At 49.0% G+C, this 22,181-nt stretch carries 25 protein-coding genes; 10 read left to right on the forward strand and 15 right to left on the reverse strand.

Annotated features, from left to right (window positions below; all coding sequences use genetic code 11):
* Window positions 1–21 precede the first annotated feature (21 nt).
* Both ABNN70_RS15150 and ABNN70_RS15155 read right to left on the reverse strand, forming a co-directional pair.
* Window positions 22–885, reverse strand: a complete 864-nt coding sequence (locus tag ABNN70_RS15150; RefSeq protein ID WP_129930136.1) for a YihY/virulence factor BrkB family protein — start codon at window positions 883–885, stop codon at window positions 22–24.
* A gap of 40 nt (window positions 886–925) precedes the next feature.
* Complete coding sequence (locus ABNN70_RS15155) at window positions 926–1,441, reverse strand: hypothetical protein (RefSeq protein ID WP_129930135.1); 516 nt, start codon at window positions 1,439–1,441, stop codon at window positions 926–928.
* A gap of 251 nt (window positions 1,442–1,692) precedes the next feature.
* Between ABNN70_RS15155 and ABNN70_RS15160 the strand changes: the two genes are divergently transcribed.
* Together ABNN70_RS15160 and ABNN70_RS15165 are read left to right on the forward strand one after the other, a co-directional pair.
* Window positions 1,693–3,480 carry a M3 family oligoendopeptidase gene (locus ABNN70_RS15160; RefSeq protein WP_353948267.1) on the forward strand — a complete coding sequence of 596 codons (1,788 nt, stop codon included), beginning with the start codon at window positions 1,693–1,695 and terminating at the stop codon, window positions 3,478–3,480.
* A 446-nt stretch (window positions 3,481–3,926) separates the two neighbouring features.
* Window positions 3,927–4,604 carry a VIT family protein gene (locus tag ABNN70_RS15165; protein ID WP_353948268.1) on the forward strand — a complete coding sequence of 226 codons (678 nt, stop codon included), beginning with the start codon at window positions 3,927–3,929 and terminating at the stop codon, window positions 4,602–4,604.
* Here the strand turns inward: ABNN70_RS15165 and ABNN70_RS15170 are convergent.
* Window positions 4,582–4,884: a hypothetical protein gene (locus tag ABNN70_RS15170; protein ID WP_353948269.1), complete on the reverse strand. Its 303-nt coding sequence runs from the start codon at window positions 4,882–4,884 to the stop codon at window positions 4,582–4,584. The two genes, ABNN70_RS15165 and ABNN70_RS15170, sit on opposite strands and share 23 nt — an antisense overlap.
* Window positions 4,885–4,990: 106 nt before the next feature.
* Here ABNN70_RS15170 and ade point away from each other — a divergent pair, with 106 nt between their 5' ends.
* From ade to ABNN70_RS15195, 5 genes are all read left to right on the forward strand, one after another.
* Window positions 4,991–6,727, forward strand: a complete 1,737-nt coding sequence (gene ade / locus ABNN70_RS15175) for an adenine deaminase (RefSeq protein ID WP_353948270.1) — start codon at window positions 4,991–4,993, stop codon at window positions 6,725–6,727.
* 257 nt (window positions 6,728–6,984) lie between these two features.
* Window positions 6,985–8,361 carry an RsmB/NOP family class I SAM-dependent RNA methyltransferase gene (locus tag ABNN70_RS15180; RefSeq protein WP_353948271.1) on the forward strand — a complete coding sequence of 459 codons (1,377 nt, stop codon included), beginning with the start codon at window positions 6,985–6,987 and terminating at the stop codon, window positions 8,359–8,361.
* Window positions 8,362–8,381: 20 nt separating this feature from the next.
* Window positions 8,382–9,260, forward strand: coding sequence for an LD-carboxypeptidase (locus tag ABNN70_RS15185; RefSeq protein WP_129930130.1), 879 nt, complete (start codon window positions 8,382–8,384; stop codon window positions 9,258–9,260).
* Window positions 9,261–9,400: 140 nt separating this feature from the next.
* Complete coding sequence (locus ABNN70_RS15190) at window positions 9,401–9,844, forward strand: hypothetical protein (protein ID WP_353948272.1); 444 nt, start codon at window positions 9,401–9,403, stop codon at window positions 9,842–9,844.
* A 50-nt stretch (window positions 9,845–9,894) separates the two neighbouring features.
* Entirely contained in the window at window positions 9,895–10,440 is a 546-nt protein-coding gene (locus ABNN70_RS15195; protein ID WP_353948273.1) for an NUDIX hydrolase, read from the forward strand.
* A gap of 4 nt (window positions 10,441–10,444) precedes the next feature.
* On the opposite strand, the gene ABNN70_RS15200 is transcribed toward ABNN70_RS15195, so the two are convergent.
* The 4 genes from ABNN70_RS15200 to hypB all read right to left on the reverse strand — a co-directional run bounded on the left by ABNN70_RS15200 (window position 10,445) and on the right by hypB (window position 13,790).
* Window positions 10,445–11,176, reverse strand: coding sequence for an ABC transporter ATP-binding protein (locus ABNN70_RS15200; RefSeq protein ID WP_353948274.1), 732 nt, complete (start codon window positions 11,174–11,176; stop codon window positions 10,445–10,447).
* Between the two features lie 13 nt (window positions 11,177–11,189).
* Window positions 11,190–11,984: an energy-coupling factor transporter transmembrane component T gene (locus ABNN70_RS15205; RefSeq protein WP_353948275.1), complete on the reverse strand. Its 795-nt coding sequence runs from the start codon at window positions 11,982–11,984 to the stop codon at window positions 11,190–11,192.
* Window positions 11,981–12,946: a cobalt transporter CbiM gene (cbiM, locus tag ABNN70_RS15210; RefSeq protein ID WP_353948276.1), complete on the reverse strand. Its 966-nt coding sequence runs from the start codon at window positions 12,944–12,946 to the stop codon at window positions 11,981–11,983. The genes ABNN70_RS15205 and cbiM overlap by 4 nt, the downstream gene beginning before the upstream one ends.
* 181 nt (window positions 12,947–13,127) lie before the next feature.
* A complete protein-coding gene (hypB, locus tag ABNN70_RS15215) occupies window positions 13,128–13,790 on the reverse strand; it encodes a hydrogenase nickel incorporation protein HypB (protein ID WP_129930125.1) in 663 nt (220 codons plus the stop codon).
* 104 nt (window positions 13,791–13,894) lie between these two features.
* Here hypB and ABNN70_RS15220 point away from each other — a divergent pair, with 104 nt between their 5' ends.
* Window positions 13,895–14,323, forward strand: a complete 429-nt coding sequence (locus tag ABNN70_RS15220; protein ID WP_129930124.1) for a DUF3842 family protein — start codon at window positions 13,895–13,897, stop codon at window positions 14,321–14,323.
* A gap of 5 nt (window positions 14,324–14,328) precedes the next feature.
* Here the strand turns inward: ABNN70_RS15220 and ABNN70_RS15225 are convergent, their stop codons facing one another.
* Window positions 14,329–14,850, reverse strand: coding sequence for a gamma carbonic anhydrase family protein (locus tag ABNN70_RS15225; RefSeq protein ID WP_129930123.1), 522 nt, complete (start codon window positions 14,848–14,850; stop codon window positions 14,329–14,331).
* Between the two features lie 193 nt (window positions 14,851–15,043).
* Here ABNN70_RS15225 and ABNN70_RS15230 point away from each other — a divergent pair, with 193 nt between their 5' ends.
* Entirely contained in the window at window positions 15,044–15,829 is a 786-nt protein-coding gene (locus tag ABNN70_RS15230) for an arginase family protein (protein ID WP_353948277.1), read from the forward strand.
* Between the two features lie 325 nt (window positions 15,830–16,154).
* Here the strand turns inward: ABNN70_RS15230 and ABNN70_RS15235 are convergent, their stop codons facing one another.
* Window positions 16,155–16,943, reverse strand: coding sequence for an ABC transporter permease (locus ABNN70_RS15235; protein ID WP_353949455.1), 789 nt, complete (start codon window positions 16,941–16,943; stop codon window positions 16,155–16,157).
* Window positions 16,944–16,948: 5 nt separating this feature from the next.
* Window positions 16,949–17,836, reverse strand: coding sequence for an ATP-binding cassette domain-containing protein (locus ABNN70_RS15240; protein ID WP_353948278.1), 888 nt, complete (start codon window positions 17,834–17,836; stop codon window positions 16,949–16,951).
* 161 nt (window positions 17,837–17,997) lie between these two features.
* On the opposite strand from ABNN70_RS15240, the gene ABNN70_RS15245 reads away from it, so the two are divergent.
* Window positions 17,998–18,822 carry a TetR/AcrR family transcriptional regulator gene (locus ABNN70_RS15245; protein WP_353948279.1) on the forward strand — a complete coding sequence of 275 codons (825 nt, stop codon included), beginning with the start codon at window positions 17,998–18,000 and terminating at the stop codon, window positions 18,820–18,822.
* Between the two features lie 162 nt (window positions 18,823–18,984).
* On the opposite strand, the gene ABNN70_RS15250 is transcribed toward ABNN70_RS15245, so the two are convergent.
* From ABNN70_RS15250 to ABNN70_RS15270, 5 genes are all read right to left on the reverse strand, one after another.
* Window positions 18,985–19,197: a hypothetical protein gene (locus tag ABNN70_RS15250; protein WP_353948280.1), complete on the reverse strand. Its 213-nt coding sequence runs from the start codon at window positions 19,195–19,197 to the stop codon at window positions 18,985–18,987.
* Window positions 19,198–19,390: 193 nt separating this feature from the next.
* On the reverse strand, window positions 19,391–20,158 hold the full coding sequence (locus tag ABNN70_RS15255; RefSeq protein ID WP_353948281.1) for an SDR family oxidoreductase: 768 nt from the start codon (window positions 20,156–20,158) through the stop codon (window positions 19,391–19,393).
* A gap of 90 nt (window positions 20,159–20,248) precedes the next feature.
* Window positions 20,249–20,860, reverse strand: coding sequence for a GTP cyclohydrolase I FolE (folE, locus tag ABNN70_RS15260; RefSeq protein ID WP_353949456.1), 612 nt, complete (start codon window positions 20,858–20,860; stop codon window positions 20,249–20,251).
* 105 nt (window positions 20,861–20,965) lie between these two features.
* Window positions 20,966–21,643, reverse strand: a complete 678-nt coding sequence (locus ABNN70_RS15265; protein WP_353948282.1) for a hypothetical protein — start codon at window positions 21,641–21,643, stop codon at window positions 20,966–20,968.
* 166 nt (window positions 21,644–21,809) lie between these two features.
* The gene (locus ABNN70_RS15270; RefSeq protein ID WP_353948283.1) at window positions 21,810–22,076 is read right to left on the reverse strand and encodes a hypothetical protein; all 267 of its coding nucleotides are present in this window, start codon (window positions 22,074–22,076) and stop codon (window positions 21,810–21,812) included.
* Between the last annotated feature and the right edge of the window lie 105 nt (window positions 22,077–22,181).

Genomic DNA, 22,181 nt, shown 5'->3' on the forward strand with positions numbered 1-22,181 from the left:
GACAAACATGCCCGCCGGCAGTTATCCTGTGTGCGTCCGCCCTTTTCCTATATGAAGCTGATAACAGAGCGCATTGATCTGACCACCGATAATAATCGTAAATGCAGTCAGATAAAACCAGAGCATCAGAATGATGATCCCGCCAAGGGTCCCGTATGTAGAGGTATAATTGCCCAGATACCGGACATAAAAGGAGAACGCGTAAGAGGCGAGCTGCCACCCGGCGCCGGCTATCACTGCCCCGATAATCACTTCGCCCGGCTTCAGCCTGATATTCGGAGCGAGCATAAACAGAAAATCAAAGATCATAATGATCACCACAAACGTGACCAGTGTGCTGATAACAGACCACATTCCGGCAAAGCTTTCGGAAAAGCCGAGATATCTGAACAGAGAGCGCATCCACGCTGCAGCAATAACGTTGACAGCAAGCGTCATCGCAATCGCAAAAATCATGGCCAGTGTAAAACACATGGCAAGAAAGCGGGTCAGAATAAAGGGCCTTGTTTCTTTGACATGATACGCCCGGTTCAGCGTCCGTATCAAGGCATTGATGGCGCCTGAAGCCGGCCAGATGGTCGCAATCACGCCGAGAGAGAGCAGACCCCCGCTTTTTGTAAAGACGCCGTTCAGGTTCTGCTCAATTAAGGACATGACCTCCCCCGGCAGGTAACGTTCAAGAAATGGAATGATCTCCGCCTGCGTCAGGCCGAGATAAGGGAGGATCGCAAAAAGAAAAATCACCAGCGGAAAAAGCGACAACAGGAAATAAAACGCTAATGTTGCCGCCAGATCCACCGTATGATCTTCAATAAATCTTTTTGTGAGAAGTTTAATGAACAAACGGACTTCCTTAAACTCCTTTTCTCTTTTCACTTTCTCCATCTCCGCGTCTTTCCTTTTCATTTCCGGACAATGACCGAAGTCAGGCGTCGTCCGAACCTTCAGGCTTATATCCGGATGGCATGGATTTCAGCGGCATCGTACCGGGATTCGGTACAGTGGTTTCATTTTCAAGACGCTGCAAAGCCTCTTCTTCAGGACTAATCAGAGACGGTTCCTGATAGTTCGCCACACTCTGCCCGGCGCGTCTTATTTTTCCTGCTATTTCCGTCAGCTCGCTGCCTGCTTCCATGACATACTGATACGTATTTCCCGTACTTTTCCTGGCCTTCTCCGCGTTGTCGATCATCTGCTGGACGTCTTCCGATATTTCACGTGCCAGACCTTTCAGCCGGGATCCCGTCGCCGTAAAATAATTTCCGACCTGATCGGGATGCCTCCAGACCGTCTGAATCACTCTTCCGCTGTTCTTTGCAGCGGTCTGCAGCCGGTTTCCCCATACCGACCGTGTCTCCCGTCCGAAGAGTGACAGTCCGCAGCCGATCATTCCCCCGATCAGCATAAACCTGCCCATCCGGCTCCTGCCGTATATGCTCATCAGAATCAGCTCCCCTGCGATAAGCTATAACCCATCAAGGATTACGCTTTTTAGTGTGCACCGGAGGCCGTTTAATATGAGAATCCAGGGTCTGTTAAAAAGTGGAGAAACTCCGTAATAGAAAACCGGACAGCTTATCACTGCACTCATCATAACAGAAACGGTATAAAAAAACATAAACTCAAGTGTCGTTCGGTCTTGCAAGACGGGTATGCTAAAATGAGGCAAGGATACAGAAAGAAGGGACACTGTTGGCAAAACTGAATCAGAAGTGGGATCTTGATCCCGTTTTTAAAGGGGGAAGCGCGTCCCCGGCATTTTCCGGCTTTCTTAAGCAACTGCAGGAAGACCTCAGACATTTCAAGTCTGTCCTTCAGCACAGAGTTCAGGTAACTGCAGCTGATGCCGACGCCTTTCAGACCATCATGAAACAATACGGTGAGCTCGCAGGGCGACTGCGTGAAGCGGCTGCATTCACGGAATGCCTGACTTCTCAGAATGTCAAAGATGAGAAAGCGCTGGCGCTGAGCAGCCGGGTGCAGCGCCTTATCGCTTTATTTGAAGCCTGCGACACGCAGACCGATGCACTCCTGCGCCGGATTGACGATAAGGACTGGCAGAGACTTGTTGAAAACCTGGGCGACATCCGTTTTGCCCTTGAGGAGAAAAGAAGTCTTTCCAGAAAAAAGCTACCTGCTGAGCAGGAAGAACTGATCAGCAGCCTGTCGGTTGACGGTTATCATGCATGGGGACAGCTGTATTATGCCCTCGTCGGGAAAATAAAGATCCCGCTGGCGCATCCTGCAGGTGGAAAAGAGACCCTCTCCGTCAGCCAGGCCAGTAATCTGCTTGATGATCCGGATCGCACCGTACGACAGCAGGTCTTTCATGCGCTGGAGAATTCCTGGTCGGAAAACGCCGACCTTTTTGCTGCAACCCTGAATCATCTCTCCGGGTACCGCCTGTCCGTCTACGAAGCACGCGGCTGGTCAGACTTTCTCGCTGAACCTCTGGCTTTTAACCGGATGACGCGCCGTACACTGGACACGATGTGGCAAACGGTCACGGAATATAAACCGAAATTTGTCAGGTTTCTCGAAAGAAAGGCGAAACTGCTCGGACTGGACCGACTCTCATGGTTTGACGTTCATGCCCCGCTCACCCGGGATACAAAAAAGGTATCCTATGAGGATGCAGCCGGTTTTATCGTTAAGCATTTTCGGACATTCAATCCGAAGATGGCCGATTTTGCAAAACACGCCCTGGAAAATCGCTGGATTGAAGCGGAAAACCGCCCTGATAAACGACCGGGCGGATTTTGTACCAGTTTTCCTCTGACCGGCGAATCGCGTATTTTCATGACATTCAGCGGCACTGCCTCAAATACGTCGACTATTGCCCATGAACTTGGCCATGCCTACCACCAGTCAGTGATGCAGGGTATTCCTTTCCTTTCGCAGCAATACGCGATGAATGTCGCAGAAACGGCATCAACTTTTTCGGAAATGATCGTCAGCGATGCTGCTGAATCGGCCGCAAAATCTAAAGAGGAAAAGCTGACTTTTCTCAGCACCAAACTGGAACGCAGTATTGATTTACTGATGAATATCCATGCCCGTTTCCTGTTTGAAACGCGGTTTTATGCCGAGCGGAAAAAAGGGGCGGTTCCGGTTGACCGGCTTAATCAGCTGATGGAAAGCGCAGAGAAGGAGGCCTATCTGAATTCGCTGGACGTTTATCATCCGGCGTTCTGGGCATCCAAGCTGCATTTTTATATTACGGACTGGCCCTTCTACAATTTCCCGTACACATTCGGGTTCCTGTTCAGTACCGGTATTTATGTCCAGGCGCTTAAGGGAGGAAAATCTTTTGCGGCTAAATACGATGCACTTCTCCGCGATACAGGACGTATGACAACCGAACAGCTGGCTGAGAAACATCTGGGCGTCGTTCTGAGTGCACCGGACTTCTGGCGTTCCGCACTAGACTATCTGGCGCAGGACGTAGATAAGTTCCTGGCGCTCACAGACTCACCGTGAAGTGAAGCTTGAATCAGCGGGAGTTTTTCGGACGCGCAGGACGTGCCGTGCAGGCGTCGCGACAGGAGGTTCTTATTTTTAGCCTGCGCGCATCTCCCACTGAATGTCAGTTGAAACCCATCGGGCGGCTGCGGACCGTTACCTCCACCTGAGTATTATCATTTACCCGCATGACCCTGTGGTGGGGGTCTTACTGCCCGTTCATGCGGGATTTTCCATACGATTTGAAGTGAAATGGAATCATTTTTCTATAGACAAAAATTCTCTTTCCGAATACAATAGGAGTGGAAAATTAAATTATAATTGTTTTAATCAACAAATCATGCTGTCATCCAAACGGGTGGCAGCATGTTCCGTTTTAAGAGGTATGAAGATGATTCCCATTCTCAATTAAAATGAAAATTTTTCATTCTTACAGGTATTTATCAGGAAAAGAGGACAAAACCATGAACGAACAGGCTGGAACCATGAATCAAAAACTGAACGTCCTTCGCGCCGGTGTTCTCGGAGCAAATGACGGGATTGTCTCAACTGCAGGACTGGTTGTCGGTGTGGCCGGGGCGACAGGAAATACGATGACTTTACTGATATCCGGTCTCGCCGGGCTGGTTGCCGGCGCGCTTTCCATGGCCGGCGGTGAGTATGTGTCTGTCAGCACACAGAAGGATACGGAAAAAGCAGTTGTGGAGGCAGAAAAGGTCAGATTAAAAGAAGATTATGAAGGTGAAGTGAATGAACTGACAGACATCTATGTGGCCAATGGCTTATCGGAACAACTATCCAGACAGGTCGCCCTGGAACTGATGAACAAGGATGCCATTGGGGCCCATGCGGCCGCGGAGCTGGGCGTCAGGCCGGGCGAATACGTGAATCCATGGCATGCCGCCTTCTCCTCCATGTTCGCCTTTTCTATCGGAGCGATTCTTCCCCTGCTGATGATTGTCCTGATGCCGCCGCCGGTCAGAGTGCTGTTTACTGTGATTGCCGTTCTGATCTCACTTGCTTTAACCGGTTATATCAGTGCCCATCTCGGCGGTGCGCCAAAATGGCCGGCTGTCCTGCGCAATGTGGTTGTCGGTGCCCTGACCATGGGATTAACCTTCACGGTCGGCACGCTTCTATAAGAAAGGCACTCAGGCTGAGCAAGTCGCCGGCATCACAGAGGTCTGGTTTACCCAGGCCTTTTTCCGTAAAAAATTTTTTATGAAGTGAAACGTCAATCAGTGGGGGCTTGATTCCCCACTGATTTTTAGTTGTACCCATCGGGCTGCTGCGGGAAGTGATCCCCGCCCGGGCCTGTTCGTTTGCCCTCATCACCCTGGGGCGATGCTGCCGTTCATGGGGAATAAAGGATAAATAAGGCGGGTATCCGGACGGTCCCTGCACGTGGACCGTCTTTTTCAATGGCTGTCTGTTTCTCATTTTTCGTCTATAATGGTCTATATATATGGAATCGGTACGAGAAACGGGAAATCTGTTACGACGTTCTGGCGGGAGAGGAGAAAGACATTTGACAGGAACAAGAGAGACTTATATCCACAGGATTCATACTGCTGCAAAAAAGGAACCTGCAGATCTGGTGATTAAAAACGGCAAGGTGGTCGATGTGTTCAGTGGAACACTGATGGACACAGATGTCGCGGTCAGGGATGGCATGATTGTCGGCCTGGGCCATTACGAAGGAAAGAAAACACTTGACGCAGCGGGAAAATTCATCTGCCCCGCACTGATTGACGGGCATGTGCACATCGAGTCATCGATGCTTACCCCCGGTCCGTTTGCCCGCGTACTTGCGGCACACGGGGTGACCACGGCCATCACAGATCCACATGAAATTGCCAATGTACTTGGGACAAAGGGCATCCGTTTCATGCTGGAGAGGGCGCGGGACAGCCTGATTGACATCTATGTGATGCTGCCCTCTTCTGTTCCATGCGCCTCCTTTGAACACAGTGGTGCAACGCTTCATGCTGAGGACCTTGAACCGCTGTTTCGTTATGATCATGTCCTCGGTCTTGCTGAGGTCATGGATTTTCCGGCTGTGCTGCATGCTGATCCGCAGATGGTCGACAAACTGCTCATGGCGCAGAAACACACGTGGCGAATTGACGGGCACGGCGCCGGGCTCGATGCCGACGGAATAAATGTGTATACGGCAGCAGGCATCCATACCGATCACGAATGTGTTTCAATCGATGAAGCACAGGATCGGTTATCGCGGGGCATGTATGTCATGATCCGTCAGGGAACCGTGGCGAAGGATCTCAATCAGCTGATCGGACTGGTGAATGAGAAGAACAGCCGCCGTTTCCTGTTTTGTACGGATGATAAATATCCGGATGATCTGATTGCGGAAGGCAGCGTGGATTACAATGTGCGCCTCGCAATCAGGAACGGGCTTGATCCGATCACCTGCATCCAGATGGCTTCGCTGAATGCAGCCGAGTGTTTCGGCCTGCGGACAAAAGGGGCCATAGCACCGGGATACGAAGCCAGTTTTCTTCTTCTGAATGACCTTGAGTCCTTTCAGATTCACGAAGTCTATGTCCGTGGAAAACGGGTTGCCGCGGGCGGTGCAGCCGAAGAGGCGGGTAGTAGCTCATCGATTCCTGCCGCCTCCCATCCGCTGGTCCTGAACGGTCTTAAGCCTGACAGGCTGCAGATTCCCATTGGTGATTCGGGAAAAGCACATATTATTGAGATTATCCCCAACAGTCTGGTTACCCGCGAAAAAATAGCCAGGGTCCCGGTTAAGGACGGGAACTTTCAGTATACAGACAAGCAGGATCTTCTGAAACTTGCCGTTATTGAGCGCCATAAGGGACTGGGTACGATCGGACTCGGGATCGTCAGTGGATTCGGGCTGCACTCCGGAGCGATCGCAACAACAATCGCTCATGATTCCCATAATCTGGTAGTCACGGGACACAGCGATTCCGATATGCTGGTCGCCGCTGAACGTCTGAAACAGCTGGATGGCGGAATGGTTGTCGTTGACGGGGGCAGGGTCCTGGCTGAACTTGCTCTGCCCATTGCCGGACTGATGACGGACGCGCCGGCCGCTGAAGTAGCCGCCGCCCTGCAAAAACTGCGCGCGGCAGCAAGCTCCCTTGGGTCGGCCGAATCTTTTAATCCGTTTCTGACTCTGTCGTTTCTCAGCCTTCCGGTCATTCCAGACCTGAAGCTGACTGACACCGGCCTGTTCGACGTACGCGCCTTTCACCATATTCCGGTCTCTGCCGGATGATCCATTCAATGTTCCGACCCGGAAGGCCACAAGCCAGAGTAACCCATTGTTCTCGCTGACAGCAACGGCTGCTGATGATACCATGCAGAGAGATCGTAAAAGTCAGCCTGAAAGAGATTGATTCGCTGAAATTAAGATTGATCAATCAAAATGAGTAATCTGAAAATCGTTCGGCCGAAGTTCAGAACAGGGTATGCCCGCCCTTTTCGCGGATTCTAATAAAATGGATGATTGACACTTCATGGGAGGTTCTTTTCTTGACGCTGCCTGAAGCATTTACAGAAAAAATGACACACCTGCTGGGAGACGAGGCCCCCGCCTTTCTGGCCACATACCAGGAGAGCCGTTCGTACGGCCTGCGGGCGAATCTGCTGAAAATAACCCGTGATGAACTGGTGCATAAAAGTAGTTTTGCCCTGAAGTCCGTGCCTTTCTGCCCATCCGGATTCTATTATTCAGAAACGGATAGGCCGGGAAAACACCCGTGGCATCAGGCGGGCTTATATTACATCCAGGAACCCAGCGCGATGTTCGTTGCCGAAGTCGTTGGTGCCAAGCCTGGTGATCGAGTGCTTGACCTGTGTGCCGCCCCCGGCGGAAAGTCCACGCAGCTCGCTGCAGCAATGCATAACCGGGGATTACTCGTGACAAACGAAATCTATCAGAAACGGGCAAAAGTGCTGTCCGGAAATATTGAGCGTATGGGGATCACGAATGCCCTTGTCACGAATGAAACCCCTGAGCGTCTTGCTGCTTATTTCCCGGGCAATTTTGACAAAATTCTTGTCGACGCCCCCTGTTCGGGTGAGGGCATGTTCCGGAAAGATCCGGAGGCTGCCGAATACTGGAGCCCGGAGCATGTCCGTGAATGTGCGGCGCTGCAGGCCCGGATCCTTGAGGAGGCCTGCCGCATGCTGCGCCAGGGCGGAGTGCTCGTCTATTCGACTTGCACCTTCTCACCGGAAGAAAATGAGCAGCAGATTGAAGCCCTCCTCACCCGTTATCCGGATCTCGAACTGGTACCACTCAAAAAAAGCGACGGGGTTGAAGACGGCCGTCCGGAGTGGAGCCGGTCAAAAAATCCTGCCCTGCTCCGAACTGCCCGGCTCTGGCCGCACCGTCTCAGGGGAGAAGGCCATTTTGTTGCGAAACTGATCAAAAACGGACCTGCCCCGACTAAGAAACTAAAGGCAGCACCCTCTGCCGGAACATCCTTATTGAAAGACTACCGGACGTTTGAAGCCCAAGCCCTGACCAAGAGAAGACACGGCCGCTTTTTCTATCGAGGCAGCCAGTTGTATCTTCTTCCGGAAGACTGTCCGGATTTTGGAAAACTCCGGGTCATCCGGGCAGGACTTCATCTCGGGGAACAGAAGAAACACCGCTTTGAGCCGAATCACGCCCTCGCCCTTGCGGGATCTGCAACGTCATTTCAATCACTTCTCCCGCTCCTGTCATCAGGAAAAGAATGGGTACGCTATCTGCATGGCGAAACCCTGCCTGTTCCACCGGAAATAAAGGGCTGGACCGTGGTGACCATCGACGGCTGCCCGCTCGGCTGGGGCAAAGCCTTGGGCGGTATTCTGAAAAATTTTTATCCGAAAGGTCTGCGTCTTTACGGACTGAATCACTAACTATTAAAGGAGCTGGTCATTTGCCATTGCTGAATATTGGAGATGCCGTCGGTCTGATCTCTTGTTCAGACGGACTGTATCCGGATGAGAAGAAAAAACTGAGAAAGATTATCCGGACCCTGGACGGGATCGGCCTGGACATCCGGGTCGCGAGAACCATCTATCGTACTGAGGAAGCGCCCTTCAGTGGAACACCTGAAGCCCGGGCGAAGGAACTGATGAAGCTGTTTCGCGATCCTTCCGTCGAAGTCATTTTTGATGTATCCGGCGGCGACAGCGCCAATCAGATTCTGCCTTTTCTTGATTATGACGTGATCAGAAAATCAGGCACCCTGTTTACCGGCATCAGCGATCTGTCGGTGATCAACAATGCCATCTTCGCTCAATGCGGCCTCCCCGCCTGTCATTACCGAATCAAAAATCTCGCCGGTTCCTGTGCAACGGATCAGAAAGCTGTCTTCCTCAATTATTTCTCCCATCCGTCGGCACGGACCACCTTCAATTGCCGCTGGCTGCGCGGTCACAAAATGAGCGGCACGGTCGTCGGAGGAAACATCCGCTGCTTCCTCAAACTCGCCGGAACAGTGTATTTTCCAGATACCTGGCATCGCATTCTTTTCCTCGAATCGCTCGGCGGAGGGCCTGCCCGCATGGCCTCCCTTCTCGCCCAGCTTGACCAGCTTGGCGTGTTCAGCAGAGTCAGCGGTGTTCTTCTCGGCACGTTTACCGAAATGCAGTCACGAAACAGAACCCCGGCGATCGATCAGCTGGTTCTTGCGGTGACGGAAAAATATCAGCTCCCCGTCGCAAAGACGAATCAGCTCGGGCATGGAGAAGATGCTGTTCCTCTGCCGATCGGACTGCCGCTCACGCTGACGGACCCCGGTTTCGTATCTTAGGTAGTCGAAAGGGCCTTCTGTTTATTCAGCCGACTGGCACTTTTATCAATCCATCCGGTCAGCTGATCAGCCGGTAGCCACAATCATTCAGCTGTTCCGGTCAGCCGGTTCACAAAACGATGAGAAATGAGGGAGATACGGTGAAGAGGATCACGATCATGCTGATTTTGCTGATGCTGGTTGCAGGGTGCGCCCCGTCACCCTCCGGCTCTGTCCCTGAATCCCCTCCTTCTGGCGAACCTTCCGAAACCGTCCGTGTAATCCTACGAATCATGGATCATACTGACAAATACAGGTACTACGGGATCAGTGTCAATAAAGTACATCCGGATCCCGGCCAAACCATGGTTTTCCGAATAAAATATATCAAAAAGAAGACAGAAATCCTCCATCTCGATAAGGGAGATCCGTACCGGATTGACCTCGCACCTGCCGTAACCAACCCCATTGACGCCATGAAGGACGGAACATGGCTGAAGAAGAAAATAGAGCAGGCTGACCAGATGGATGAAAAACATGTGCCGATCAGAACCTATATCACACCGGTAAAAGACAATCAGACAGTCACTATCGAAATCAGCTGATATCAGCCATTGAACTTAAAAAGCATGATCAAACAGAAAGGACGGATCAGATGAAAAAATGGAAAACACTGCATTCTGATTATCTGTATAAAACGCCTTATGGGAACCTGAGAACAGATCAGTGCCTGCTGCCGAACGGCATGACCATTAACGATTACCATGTCATGGAATATGACGATTGGGTTAACGGTGTAGTGCTGACAAAGGACGGAAAGCTCGTTCTGGTTGAACAATACCGGCAGGGCGGCGGTGACTTTTTTCTCGAAATACCCGGTGGGAAAATGGAGAAAGATGAATCTTTTGAAGAAGGGATCCTGAGAGAGGTCAGAGAAGAAACCGGATACGCTTCTTCGGCCCGTCCGGTTCTTCTCGGAAACTATATGGTCAATCCGGCAGCTCAGAACAATCGCTTACATATTTACCTGATCCGTGAGGCCGTAAAAACAGCGGAGCAAAATCTCGATCCAACCGAAGACATCGCCATTCATCTCATTGACATTGATCAGCTGGACGACCTGATCCGCGCGCATCGGGTCAGAATCTCCTTTTTTACCGCTGCCGCCTGCGCCATGGCAAGGCCGTTCATCAATCGCTGAAACATCAGATGATATTGTGATTAAGCAAAAATTCCCGGTCGCGCATCACCGACTCATAATCATCGCAGCGGATCAGCCGATGATCTTCCGAGAACACCGCAGCCCGCCGGAAAATCCCTTCGACGTAGGCAAAGTCATGGGTTGAGCAAATGAGGGTTTTCCCGAGCTGATTCAGTTTAATCATAAACTGACGCAGGAAGCGTTTGGATTTTGGATCGAGATGATTCATCGGTTCATCAAAAATATAGACCTGAGGATTAAGTGCTACTACTGCGGCGATGGCGACACGCTTTTTCTCTCCTTCACTCAGGTGGTACGGCGGCCGTTCCGCGAGTCCTGAAATCCCGAGCAGACGCATCGAATCTGCAACTCTTATGTTGACCTGATCTTCGGTAAGCCCCATCTGATCCGGACCAAAAGCAATTTCTTCTTTGACACTGCCACAGAAAAGCTGTGTATCCGGATTCTGAAAGATTAAGCCGATGTGTTTATGAAGCTGCTGCGCGAATCGACGGTCCTTTAGCTTCTTTGCCGTGACCGCTTCTCCATTTAAAAGATATTGACCCTTTTCTGCCGTGATCAGCCCGCCGATCAGCTTCATCAGTGTGGATTTCCCGCTTCCGTTCGGACCGATGAAAGCCACCGCTTCACCGGGCTCGATACGCAGTGACACATCTTTCAGCGCCTCAAACTGATCTGAATAGCGATAAAAGAGATGCTGTAAATCAATCATCATCAATACAGACTCCTTATTTCAAAATAAAAAACAGGCAAACCGAAAGCAGGATAAAGCCGGCGCACAAGCCGTCGGCCAAATGAAAAGCCGGCTTTTCCCGCAACCGGTACGTTCCGGAAAATCCTCTGCAAACCATGGCTCCGTATAGTTCTTCAGCCATTTCCTTCGATTTCAGGAAAAGCGTGCCCGCGATACCCCAGACCGCATGCCTGCCCGAACTCCCGACGGACCGTGCTTTCAGTGCATAAAACAAATGAAGTGTGACTTCAGTCAGAATAAAAATATATTTCAGCGTGACATCAAAGATTAAAATAACTAGATCGGGTATATGGACGATTTTTAACGCACGGACAAGTCCATGCCGGGAGGTGGTCAGGGCAAGCAGACTGGAAAAGGAAACGCTCAGCCAGACCCTGGCGGTGACCAGAAAAATATGTCCGCCGAATCCGAACCACAGGGCGGGAATCAACGTCAACAAAGTAAAAGCGGCGCTGATCAGGCCGAGGGCGAGCACCCGCTTCAGCAGCCACAGCGGCATCATCGACAGAAGGACAAGCAGAATGACCGACATGACCTGAATATAAGCTGCAGTACCCAGAGAAATCAGCAGAATGAGCAGAACCACGGCCGGCAGTTTCACAGCGGGATGAATCTTCTCCGGCAGACTGCCCGTACGCCGCTGATCACGCAGGCTCGCCAGACTGCGGACAAGGTGCGTAATATTCTTTTCCACAAAGGATGTTTTCCCTGAACCGGTGTCGCAGGGCTCATCCTCAGCCAGCCAGTCCGGAAGATTCACCGTTTTCACTGTTCAGCATCCTTTTTCTTATGTATTTTCAGTAACCGGAACACGATCACGAGAACGGCCGTACCGGCAAGGGCGGAGAGTATATAGCCGATGACGTCCGGCAATCCGGAAAAGGTATAATCGGCAAGCGGTGCATGAAAATCAAAACCTTCTGCCATACCGTGCGGCAGATAGCCGAGTGCATTTCTCAGATCATGCCGGCTCCACTCACCCCAGGCATCCGCTGCTGCCAGCAAACCAAGCGGCGTCAAAAGGATTATGGTCATAAGAGCGACCATCAGTTTTCCCGCAGGCAGCACCTGTTTCTGACTCAGCATCGCCGGCGATACCTTCTTCAGAAAGGAAAGAACGCCTGCCGTGAAGGCGATTTCCGCCGCGCCGGCAACGGTCAGGGACGGGATCAGCATCGCCGGGACGGCAATCTCCGGCGGGTAAGGCGCATACAGCGGCAGGCCCCGGGCATCGGAGAAAAGCAGCGGCTGAACACCAAACTCAATACCGGCAAACAGAGAGGCCAGGTTGAGCGCCACCCAGGAAGCGACGGCAGCAGAAAGAATATTCCTGCGTGTCAGTCTGAGCAGCATGCGGTAAAAGGCATAGCCGGCATACGGCATCACAAAAGCCATGTTGAATAAATTGGCGCCCAGGGCGAGAAGCCCCCCGTCCCCAAAGAACAAGGCCTGAATGAGCAGGGCGGCGGAAAGGGCCAGGCAGGCCGCCGCAGGGCCAAGCAGAATAGAAAGAAGCGTCCCGCCGACCGCATGTGCAGTGGTCCCCCCGGGCACCGGAATATTGAACATCATAACAAGGAAGGAAAGTGCTGCGCCGACCCCGATCAGCGGGACACCGCCTGCCTGTACTTTTTTTCTGACACGCCGGATGGATACGGCAAGCACAGGAACCATTGCTGCCCCCATCACAAGACATGTTTCCGGGCTCAGATAATTGTCCGGAATATGCATAGACGACTCCTCCTCCGAAAAAAAACCGCGGAAGCCGAACATCCTCTCAAGCAGGATGCACATCAGCCTTCGTGGCTCATCTATTATCTATTTTCATGATCATTCAGGAAATTTTCATCAGGCTTTCGTAGTCTGCGACATTAATCATAAACAGGTTTCTGGTTTTTGTAAACCCTTTCTTTTAAACGTTCACTTTTTCTCCAACTTTTGCGGCAATCGCCTCATAAAGTCTGTCAATCCCCTCACCGCGCAGGCAGGAGGTCCGAAATACCTTTGCATCACCGTTCAGTCCGTTCACATCCGTTTCTACCTGTTGATCGTTGAAATCAAAGAAACGCATCATATCCCATTTATTCAGGACAACCAGGTCGGCTTTTGAGAAGAGAAGCGGATATTTTACCACTTTGTCGTCCCCTTCAGGGATACTGACCAGAGCTATTTTCATATCCTCGCCGACTTCAAACTCGGCCGGGCAAACCAGATTTCCGACATTTTCAATAAAAAGCACATCAATATCATCCAGATCAAAATAATCAAGCATCTTTTTCATGGACATGGCTTCAATATGACACGCCCCGTTTGTATTCAGCTGTACGACCGGAACACCCAGGGCATCCAGCTTTTCTGCATCAATCTGACCGGCGATGTCCCCTTCGATTACCGCCACCTTATAATGTGGCTGCAGTTTCTCAATCAATTGAATGATCAGACTCGTTTTACCGGCGCCTGGTGCAGCCATCATATTGATGGCATAAATCTTTTTTTCTTTTAAAATGCTTTTTACTTCATTACTGCAGTCTTCATTCCACTCCAGAAGCTGCCTGACTACCTTAATGGTATTCATGATCCGCCACCCCTCCACTGCTTCGGGAAATCTCTCGCATTCTATTATATAATATTCAGAGACAGACGTTAGAAAAATTTCAACCAGGCTGAAAGGAATTGTTTATGAAAATTGCTGTACTGGATGGTCAGGGCGCAGGGCTTGGCCAGTCGATCATCAAAAAAATCAGGCAGGAGCTGCCGCAGAACACATCCATTATCGCCATTGGTACAAATACCTTTGCCACATCAAAAATGGTTCGGGCCGGAGCAAATATTGGTATCAGCGGTGAACAGGGCTTCTGTGCCTTCTGCCACAGAGAGTCGATCGATGGCATCATTGCACCGATCGGTATGATTCAGCCCGGTTCGATTCACGGCGAGGTCACCCGCCGTATCGCCCATACCTTTTCTGATCTTACCTGCCAAAAATACCTGCTGCCGATGCATCATAAACAGGTGATGATTCCCTGCACCGGGAAAATTCCGATTAAAGAACTGATACAGGCAGTCATTGAGGACCTGAAACAAAAAAGCAGGGAATCTCCTTGCTGAAGCGATCAGAAGCTCTGTCCATACCCCATCTCAAGGTACCGTTTCGCCTGTTTCATGTAGTGTTCAGCATCATATTTCAAATAAGCGGCATTTTCCTCTGTCAGTTCACGCCGCTTTTTTGCCGGCACGCCGGCGACAAGTGTCCCTGCCTCAACCACCTGATTTTCCAGTACCAGTGCACCGGCAGCAACAAGCGCTCCTTTTTTAACCACGGCTCCATTAAGAATTGTCGCTCCCATGCCGATCAGCGCTCCGTCTTCTACCGTACACCCGTGCAGGGTCACATTGTGGCCTACCGTCACATGTTTTCCCACCCTGACCGGATCAGATGTATCCACATGAACGACGCTGCCGTCCTGAATATTCGAACCTTCACCAATAAAAATACCGGACTCGTCCCCACGAAGAACCGCATTAAACCAGACAGATGCGCCGGCTGCGAGTTCTACCTGACCGATCACCTGTGCTCCCGGTGCGATAAAGGCAGACGGATCAATGCGGGGCACATACTCACCATATTGATTCATCACGGATCACCTCATTTTTATTTGATAACGTTTACACCCCTTATTATGCCACAAGTTAGCAAATAAGGAACGCGGTTTGTATGGCTTCGATTTCAATCGTTCTTGTCAATCCCTCTATAAGCGGTAGAATAAAGGATGTAAGCGATGCAGTGACGACCCGAAATTACATTCGGGAGCAGGGAGGCGTGGTGTCATGACATTGCTGCAGGATGGAATCACTTTTTTAAATTTTGACGGGACATATGAATACCAGCATCGTCTGACAAGGCATCTTTCTCATCAATGGATTGATTTCAGGACTTTGCGTGGAACCAGCCTGTACTGCTCGCCGGAAGCCTTTTGTGCGATCCGGCGGAAGCTCGCTGCTCATCCCGGCCATGGCCTGACCTTTATCGGAAGCGGCAATTACCATTATGTGGCACTGGCACTGATGGAGGAGCTGTCGCAGCCGTTCACTCTGATCCTGTTTGATCATCACACCGACCTGAATGAAGGACAACTTGGGTCCTTGCTGTCGTGCGGTTCCTGGGTGCATCAAGCCATCAGGCGCCTGCCTCATCTTCGCCAGGTGATCATAATCGGGCCTGATCCCCGGACTGCCGAACAGGTACCCCTGTCGATCAGGCGTCACGTTGTCATCATACCGGACAGCAGGCTCCCGGAAATGCGGCGTCTTGATCAATCGATTCCGACCGACCATATTCGAATCAGTATCGATAAAGACGTCCTCTCGCCGGAAGAAGCCCGGACCAACTGGGATCAGGGGCATCTTCGGTTAGATGAGCTTTGTCGCATGATTGATTTTCTTGCTCGCAGCAAAAAAACAGATGGAATCGATATCTGCGGCGAGTGGCCGACCCGGCCGCATGAGCAGTTCAATCCGCAGGCCGTAGCGTGCATCCATAAAAATGAAGCGGCCAACCTGAGGATCATGCGATTGTTCAGCAGGCTTCTCCGGGGATCCGGTATATCTGTATGAAAAAAAGGACTGACCCCGGACTCTTGTTCCGGCTTTAGCCCCTGAATCATCTTTTGCGGAGTAACACATATCAGGCCCAGATATCTTCAAGCTTCCAGGCATTCTGTTTAGGTGAAAAACGTGTGGATTGCCGCGCAAAGCAAGTACATATTGCTAGAGTATCCAACAACAGGACTTGATCAAGGCCAGGCTTTTCCACCTATTTATCTTTTTATAAAAGGTCAAGGTCCCGCCTCTAAGAAAGGGTGGAGTTTTCCAATCAGGTGGGATAGAGCCCCCAACTGATTTCTCGATGTTTCAGCCTGCTAGCTGAGCTCATTTCTATCTATCGACGCCCCGACTTGCGCTGGAAGGCCCAGCCGCTTAACAGTAATGCAATGCCCAGAAACAGAATGCACCAGCCAATTGCCCACCAGGCGCTGCCATCGATCGGTGTATTCGTCAGAAGCCCTCGGATGGTTTCAATAATTGGCGTAATCGGCTGATTGTCAGCAATCACCCGAAGCCACTCTGGCATCGTGTTCGTTGGAACAAAAGCACTCGATAGGTAGGGAAGAAAAAGCAGCGCAAATCCATAACCGCTGGCAGCAGTCGGACTCGACGTCAGCAAGCCAATCGCAGCAAATAGCCAGGTGATGGTCAGGATAAACAGAAGTATGATGCCAATCGCCCCAAGCCATTCATAAAAGTGGGCAGATGGTCGGAAGCCGACCAGCAGGGCGATTGCGAAGACAACAGCTGTCGCAAGTGAATTTCTGACGACACTGGCAACAACATGGCCGTTAATGACAGCCACACTTCGAATCGGCAGCGTTCTGAATCGATCGATAATTCCGCTGGCCATGTCACCGGCCACATCAACGGCTGTGCTTGATGAGCCAAATCCGGCGCAAAGGAGAATAATCCCTGGAACAACATAAGTGACGTAGTCTCCGCCCGGATCAATCGCCCCGCCAAACACGTATGTGAACATCAACATGAGCATAATCGGCAGCACAATCGCCATGATCAAAGCTTCCGTGTCTCTTAAACTATGACGGATACTGCGCTTCACAAAAACCAGATTGGTGACTAGCCAAGTAGCTTTCTTTGCCTGTTGCGATGATGGACTCATTGGGTTCATTGTTTCGCTTCCTCCTTTTTATAAGACGTAAAAGCGAAAAATACGTCGTCGAGACTGGGCTGCCGAATGGACATTTTAGTTGTTTCGGGTAATGCGTCCATTTGGTTAGTGATGACGGCCTGAATATCCCGTAAGTAACCATTTGTCGGGCTTTCACTAATGACTTGGCCCTCAGCGTTCCGGAACTCGACAACTTCTCCGCCGATGCGCGCTTTTAGTTCAGACGCTGTCCCCTGGACAACCACTCGCCCATCAGCAATCAATGCAATATGATCCGCCAACTGGTCAGCCTCTTCCAGATATTGAGTCGTCAGAAAAATCGTCATCCCCTGCTTTTTCAGGTTCAAAATCATCGCCCACAATGATCTTCTGCTTGCTGTATCCAGTCCCGTCGTCGGCTCATCAAGAAATAAAATAGGTTTTGCGACAATCAGACTGATGGCCAGATCAAGGCGCCGGCGCATACCTCCGGAGTACGTTTTCACTCGTTTATGCGCTGCGCTGGCCAAATCAAACTGCCTGAGCATCTCTTCTGCCCGCTCGCGCGATTCTTTTACTGTCAATCCGAGCAGGCGGCCCATCATCTGCAGATTTTCCTCTGCGGTCAGTATCTCGTCAACCGCCGCAAATTGTCCAGTTAGACTAATCGCCGTTTTTATTTGCTCCTTATCCGTGTGCAAATCATAGCCAGCTACCTTCACAGAACCTGCATCCGGTTCCACCAATGTTGACAAAATATTTATCAATGTCGTTTTTCCTGCACCGTTAGGTCCCAACAGCGCAAAAATACTGCCCTTCGGCACTGTAAAATCGATTTTCCTAAGCACATCGTGACTGCCGAATGATTTTTTCAAACCTTTTACCTCGATAGCAAATCCAGGCATGTTAAAAACCATCTCCCATCTGTGTATATTATATATAGTTTATTGAATACACAGTATATGTCATATACAATAAAATAGCAATCCTCTTAACGCTTTTTCATAAAATGTTTAAAGTCAATGCTCCGAGCTTAATCAGAAGAATGATGCAGGAGGGGTTTTTAATGGATCATGACGAGGAGAAAAAACAAAAATTACCGCATGGCGTCGCGCTCAGCTGGGGATTGGTCAAACCGTCCAGACGTGGACCGAAGCGTGAGCTGAGTATTGAGCAGATTGTTGATGCCGCGATTGTTATTGCCGATGAGCAGGGGCTTCAAGCGGTTTCAATGAATCGTGTGGCTTCCTCGCTCGGCTTCTCAACCATGTCGCTTTACCGATATTTTCAAAGCAAGGACGATCTGATCCTGCTGATGCAGGATGCAGCCGCCCGCGACATACCCGCCACATCGAAAGAAGCAGGCGATGACTGGCGGGAGAATATGCGCGCATTTGTGTACGCCAATCTGGAAATATACACTGCTCACCTCTGGTTTCTGGAAACACCGATCTACAGTGTACCGATGACCCCGAACAGCCTAAAGTTTGTGGATTGGGCACTCGGAGGCATGCGAATGCTTCCCATCAATAATGCAGAGAAAATGTCCTTTATTCTATTACTTAGCAGCTATGCGCGCGCGTGTGGTATCATCAAGCGGGATATGATTCGCGCCAATCATGCCGGAACAGATACTGACACATTTAGTGGAAAAGGTTATGCAAAAAATCTTGCCAAATTAGTCACGCCCGAACACTTTCCTTACCTGCACAGCGTTGTAGCTTCCGGCGTTTATACAGATGAAATGGAATACGAAAATGATGATGTGTCGGATATTGGCAATGACTTTGACTTTGGTCTTGAACGGATTCTGGATGGAATCGATCATTATCTGACGTTGCGTGGGTTTAAAGAAAAAGGGGAAAAAAATCGGAGTCATGAGGATAACTGATGAAACACTTAAACCCGCTTGATGGAAAGAAAATAAAAATCATGAAATCCAAATATATGTAGTCATACCTTAATAGATAAATTTCATGTTTAACTCTGTATTGAAAATAATTAAAGGTCCTTAAGCAACCTGTACCTAAGAACCCTTCAATAGAATTTTTTATTAATAACCCGAGAGCCCCTCTGTCTTGATATGATCCTCATTGGCACCGACATTAACGAGCATCTTATACATGTCTTTAACCATGCCGGCAGGACCAGACAGGTAGTAAACGGGTTTGCTAATCTCTGTGACATACCGTTTTAATATTTTTTCATCAATATAACTTAACTCTGTTCTCCATTCATCTGATTCAGCTTCAGTCACAACAAGCACAAATGTAATGGGGATTCTTCTTGGAGAAATTCTCAAAATCAGGCATAAATGGTAGCGCTCTATTCGAATACAGCAACGTAATATTGTGGGAGATTTGGACATGTGTCGCCTGAGCAATGATACTTCTTACAGGCGTAATCCCCACCGATGATAAATACCACCGTACTCAACTTTTTCATCATAGAGTATTCTTCTATAAGTGTTTGTTCAACACATCTTTACCACCTGTCACGGGAATAACAGACCCGGTAATGAAATCCGAATCTTCATTGCAAAGAAAAGAAATAACACGGGCAATGTCTTCTCCAGTGCCTGGTCTGCCTATTGGATTATTTATATCACTTTGATCTCGAACATTTTTAATCTTCATTTCTTTATACTCACCCCGAATATCTCCGGGACAAACCATGTTAACAGTGATGCCATTTTCGGCCTCTTCGATAGCGAGTGTTTTAGTCAAAGAAGCCGCTCCGGTTTTTGCTGCAGCATAAGCAGAACGAAATTTCCATGCCGGAGCTGTTTCCACTCGATCAAATCCAATAGTTATCATTCGTCCCCACTGTTTTGTACGCATGATTGGAATGACTTCTTTTGATAAATAAAAAACACTGCTTAAATTTCCATTAACCATGGAATTCCATTCCTCAACCGTGTAATCACTTAGCTTTTTCCGTTTTTTTATAAATGGCCCGGCATTATGAATCAGAATATCGATGCTCCCCATCGCAGAAAGAGCCCGGCTTACAAGTTTTTGAACATCTTCAAAAAGAGAAATATCTGCCTGAACAGCAATGGACCGCACGCCATACGTTTCAGAAATAAAACGGGCAGTCTCTTTCGCTGCTTCTGCGCTGTGAACATAGTTTAATACGATATCTATTCCGTTTTTTGCTAAATCTATCGCGGTCCGCTTTCCCAAACCGGTTGCGCTCCCGGTTATTAAAGCCACTTTATTGTCCAAAAAAATCACCCTTAAGTGGTAAAAGTTCTTCAAAAATTCCATTACTTTGGAACGGTAAATGTTTCATCAAGTGATTCGGATAAATAACTGTTATTTATGGAGTAAGGATAGAAACTCGTCCCTTGCACTTTGTTTATCTGCAAAAACCCCACGAACAGAAGAAGTGGTTGTCGATGAATTTGATTTTTTTATGCCTCTTCCACACACACACATGTGCCTGGCTTCGATCACAACCATTGTCCCTTTTGGCTCAAGAATTTCTTCAATAGCTTCAGTGATTTGCGTTGTCAAACGTTCCTGAACCTGAAATCTTTTGGCATAGCCTTCGACCATCCGGGCAATTTTGGAGAGTCCCGTTATTTTCTTATTTGGGATATAGCCAACATGCGCCACTCCAAAAAAAGGGGCCAAGTGATGTTCACACATAGAATAAAAATCAATATCTTTTACCAAAACTAATCCCTGATGTTCAACATCAAATGTTTTTTTCAGATGGAGCTTGGGATCTTCCCGATACCCTTCCGTGTACTCAAGGAATGCCTTAAGGACCCGATAAGGCGTTTCTTGCATACCATCCCGGTGAGGGTTATCCCCACATAAGTTAATAAGATCCTTAACAGCGTCCATAATATGGTTACCTTGCTCTAATTTTTTATTTAATTCCAATGGGTTTTCAAAAGTCTCGGGAAAAGTTTTGATCATCAGTGTGCGCTCTTTATTATCCATTAAGTTGTTTTTTCCTGTTGTGTTCATTGACTCTTACACTCCAATCATTGTTATAATAGACGAGTAACACTTTTACAGTCTTCACTCCTCAAGGGTGAATGGGCAGGAATCTTTATCAATCGGTTGATCAAGTAAGATACGAAAAACGCATCGTCCGTCTCCATTTTGAAATCGTTCTGTTCTCTCCACCTTATATCCCAGCAACTGTGTTAGGGATGACACGGTGACACTGCATAGTGCGGGCCTTTTCATTGCGACATTCAAAAAGGGACAGTTGTGCTCAATGAAACAAATCGCATTCCCTGACTCTTCAATTTCCATAAACGCATCGTCCTGGAGATAAAACCCTTTCAAAGCATCGACCCGTTCATTCAACGATAATCCTTGTAATTGAGGTTCCCACTTCTTAATGCGCGCTTTCGTCATTGTTTCTAATATCCTTAATAAAGCTTCCTGGCCAAGATTATCTGCTACGGTATCTATAATCTCCACAGTTAATTGATCGTAGTTTTTGGGGAAAAGGTGTTCACCTTCAGATGTCAGATAATACTGTTTGGCCGGTCTTCCACCAGATGAATCCCTGTTCTTCTTACTTTTTCTTTCGACAAAACCCTCATGCTTCAATTGAATAAGATGCTGTCTTAAGGCTTCTCCTGTGATATTTAATTTCGGCTGAATTGTGGCAATGGAGGCAGAACCGACTGCTTTTAAGGTTTTGAGTATCTCACGTTTCGTTTCCGGGAAGCTATTGATGTTCATCGCATTCGCCTCCTTATTGGCAATAATACATCAATATCCGTGTTCTTACTTCCTCATTGGTGCCGGTACACAAGTCACCACCATACCAACCACCGATAACCCTACAAATAAGACCCACGAGTGACCCCATACATCTTGATGCCTTCCGGTGAAACATCATGGATCCTCAAAAAAAGCTGCCAATAAAGAAATCGACAGCAGCGAGTATGATGGGCAAGTGAAAAAGTGCGGCTTTTTCTGCCGGATGTTTTTCGGGAATCAAAATGGAATCAATAAATCCGGGCACAGCAGCAATCGCCGAAAATGGCGGTCCAACGACAATACGCCAAAATCCAAGTTTCCACCCAAATAGATGCCCATTACTAAAAGATTTCAAAGAAACGGGACAGGCAAAAGACCCAGAGGTATGTGATTTTTCTGTTACATTTATCATATGCCTTCTATTTTAGTTTTGCAATTTTTTAATTGGAAAACTTGTTAAAACAAGCGTAAAATGTAAAAAGAAGGATCCTTTTACATTTATGTTTTCGAATCCTAA

The organism is Sporolactobacillus sp. Y61 (assembly GCF_040529185.1).
Classification (GTDB): Bacteria; Bacillota; Bacilli; order Bacillales; family Sporolactobacillaceae; genus Sporolactobacillus.

Coding starts and splice junctions, on each gene's coding strand:
- cbiM (WP_353948276.1), bottom strand. CDS start 12,946: ATGCATATTCCGGACAATTATCTGAGCCCGGAAACATGTCTTGTGATG.
- ABNN70_RS15240 (WP_353948278.1), bottom strand. CDS start 17,836: ATGCCTGGATTTGCTATCGAGGTAAAAGGTTTGAAAAAATCATTCGGC.
- ABNN70_RS15200 (WP_353948274.1), bottom strand. CDS start 11,176: ATGATGATTGATTTACAGCATCTCTTTTATCGCTATTCAGATCAGTTT.
- ABNN70_RS15155 (WP_129930135.1), bottom strand. CDS start 1,441: ATGAGCATATACGGCAGGAGCCGGATGGGCAGGTTTATGCTGATCGGG.
- ABNN70_RS15245 (WP_353948279.1), top strand. CDS start 17,998: ATGGATCATGACGAGGAGAAAAAACAAAAATTACCGCATGGCGTCGCG.
- ABNN70_RS15195 (WP_353948273.1), top strand. CDS start 9,895: ATGAAAAAATGGAAAACACTGCATTCTGATTATCTGTATAAAACGCCT.
- ABNN70_RS15225 (WP_129930123.1), bottom strand. CDS start 14,850: ATGAATCAATATGGTGAGTATGTGCCCCGCATTGATCCGTCTGCCTTT.
- ABNN70_RS15270 (WP_353948283.1), bottom strand. CDS start 22,076: ATGATAAATGTAACAGAAAAATCACATACCTCTGGGTCTTTTGCCTGT.
- ABNN70_RS15265 (WP_353948282.1), bottom strand. CDS start 21,643: ATGAACATCAATAGCTTCCCGGAAACGAAACGTGAGATACTCAAAACC.
- folE (WP_353949456.1), bottom strand. CDS start 20,860: ATGATCAAAACTTTTCCCGAGACTTTTGAAAACCCATTGGAATTAAAT.
- ABNN70_RS15220 (WP_129930124.1), top strand. CDS start 13,895: ATGAAAATTGCTGTACTGGATGGTCAGGGCGCAGGGCTTGGCCAGTCG.
- hypB (WP_129930125.1), bottom strand. CDS start 13,790: ATGAATACCATTAAGGTAGTCAGGCAGCTTCTGGAGTGGAATGAAGAC.
- ABNN70_RS15150 (WP_129930136.1), bottom strand. CDS start 885: ATGGAGAAAGTGAAAAGAGAAAAGGAGTTTAAGGAAGTCCGTTTGTTC.
- ABNN70_RS15235 (WP_353949455.1), bottom strand. CDS start 16,943: ATGAGTCCATCATCGCAACAGGCAAAGAAAGCTACTTGGCTAGTCACC.
- ABNN70_RS15230 (WP_353948277.1), top strand. CDS start 15,044: ATGACATTGCTGCAGGATGGAATCACTTTTTTAAATTTTGACGGGACA.
- ABNN70_RS15165 (WP_353948268.1), top strand. CDS start 3,927: ATGAACGAACAGGCTGGAACCATGAATCAAAAACTGAACGTCCTTCGC.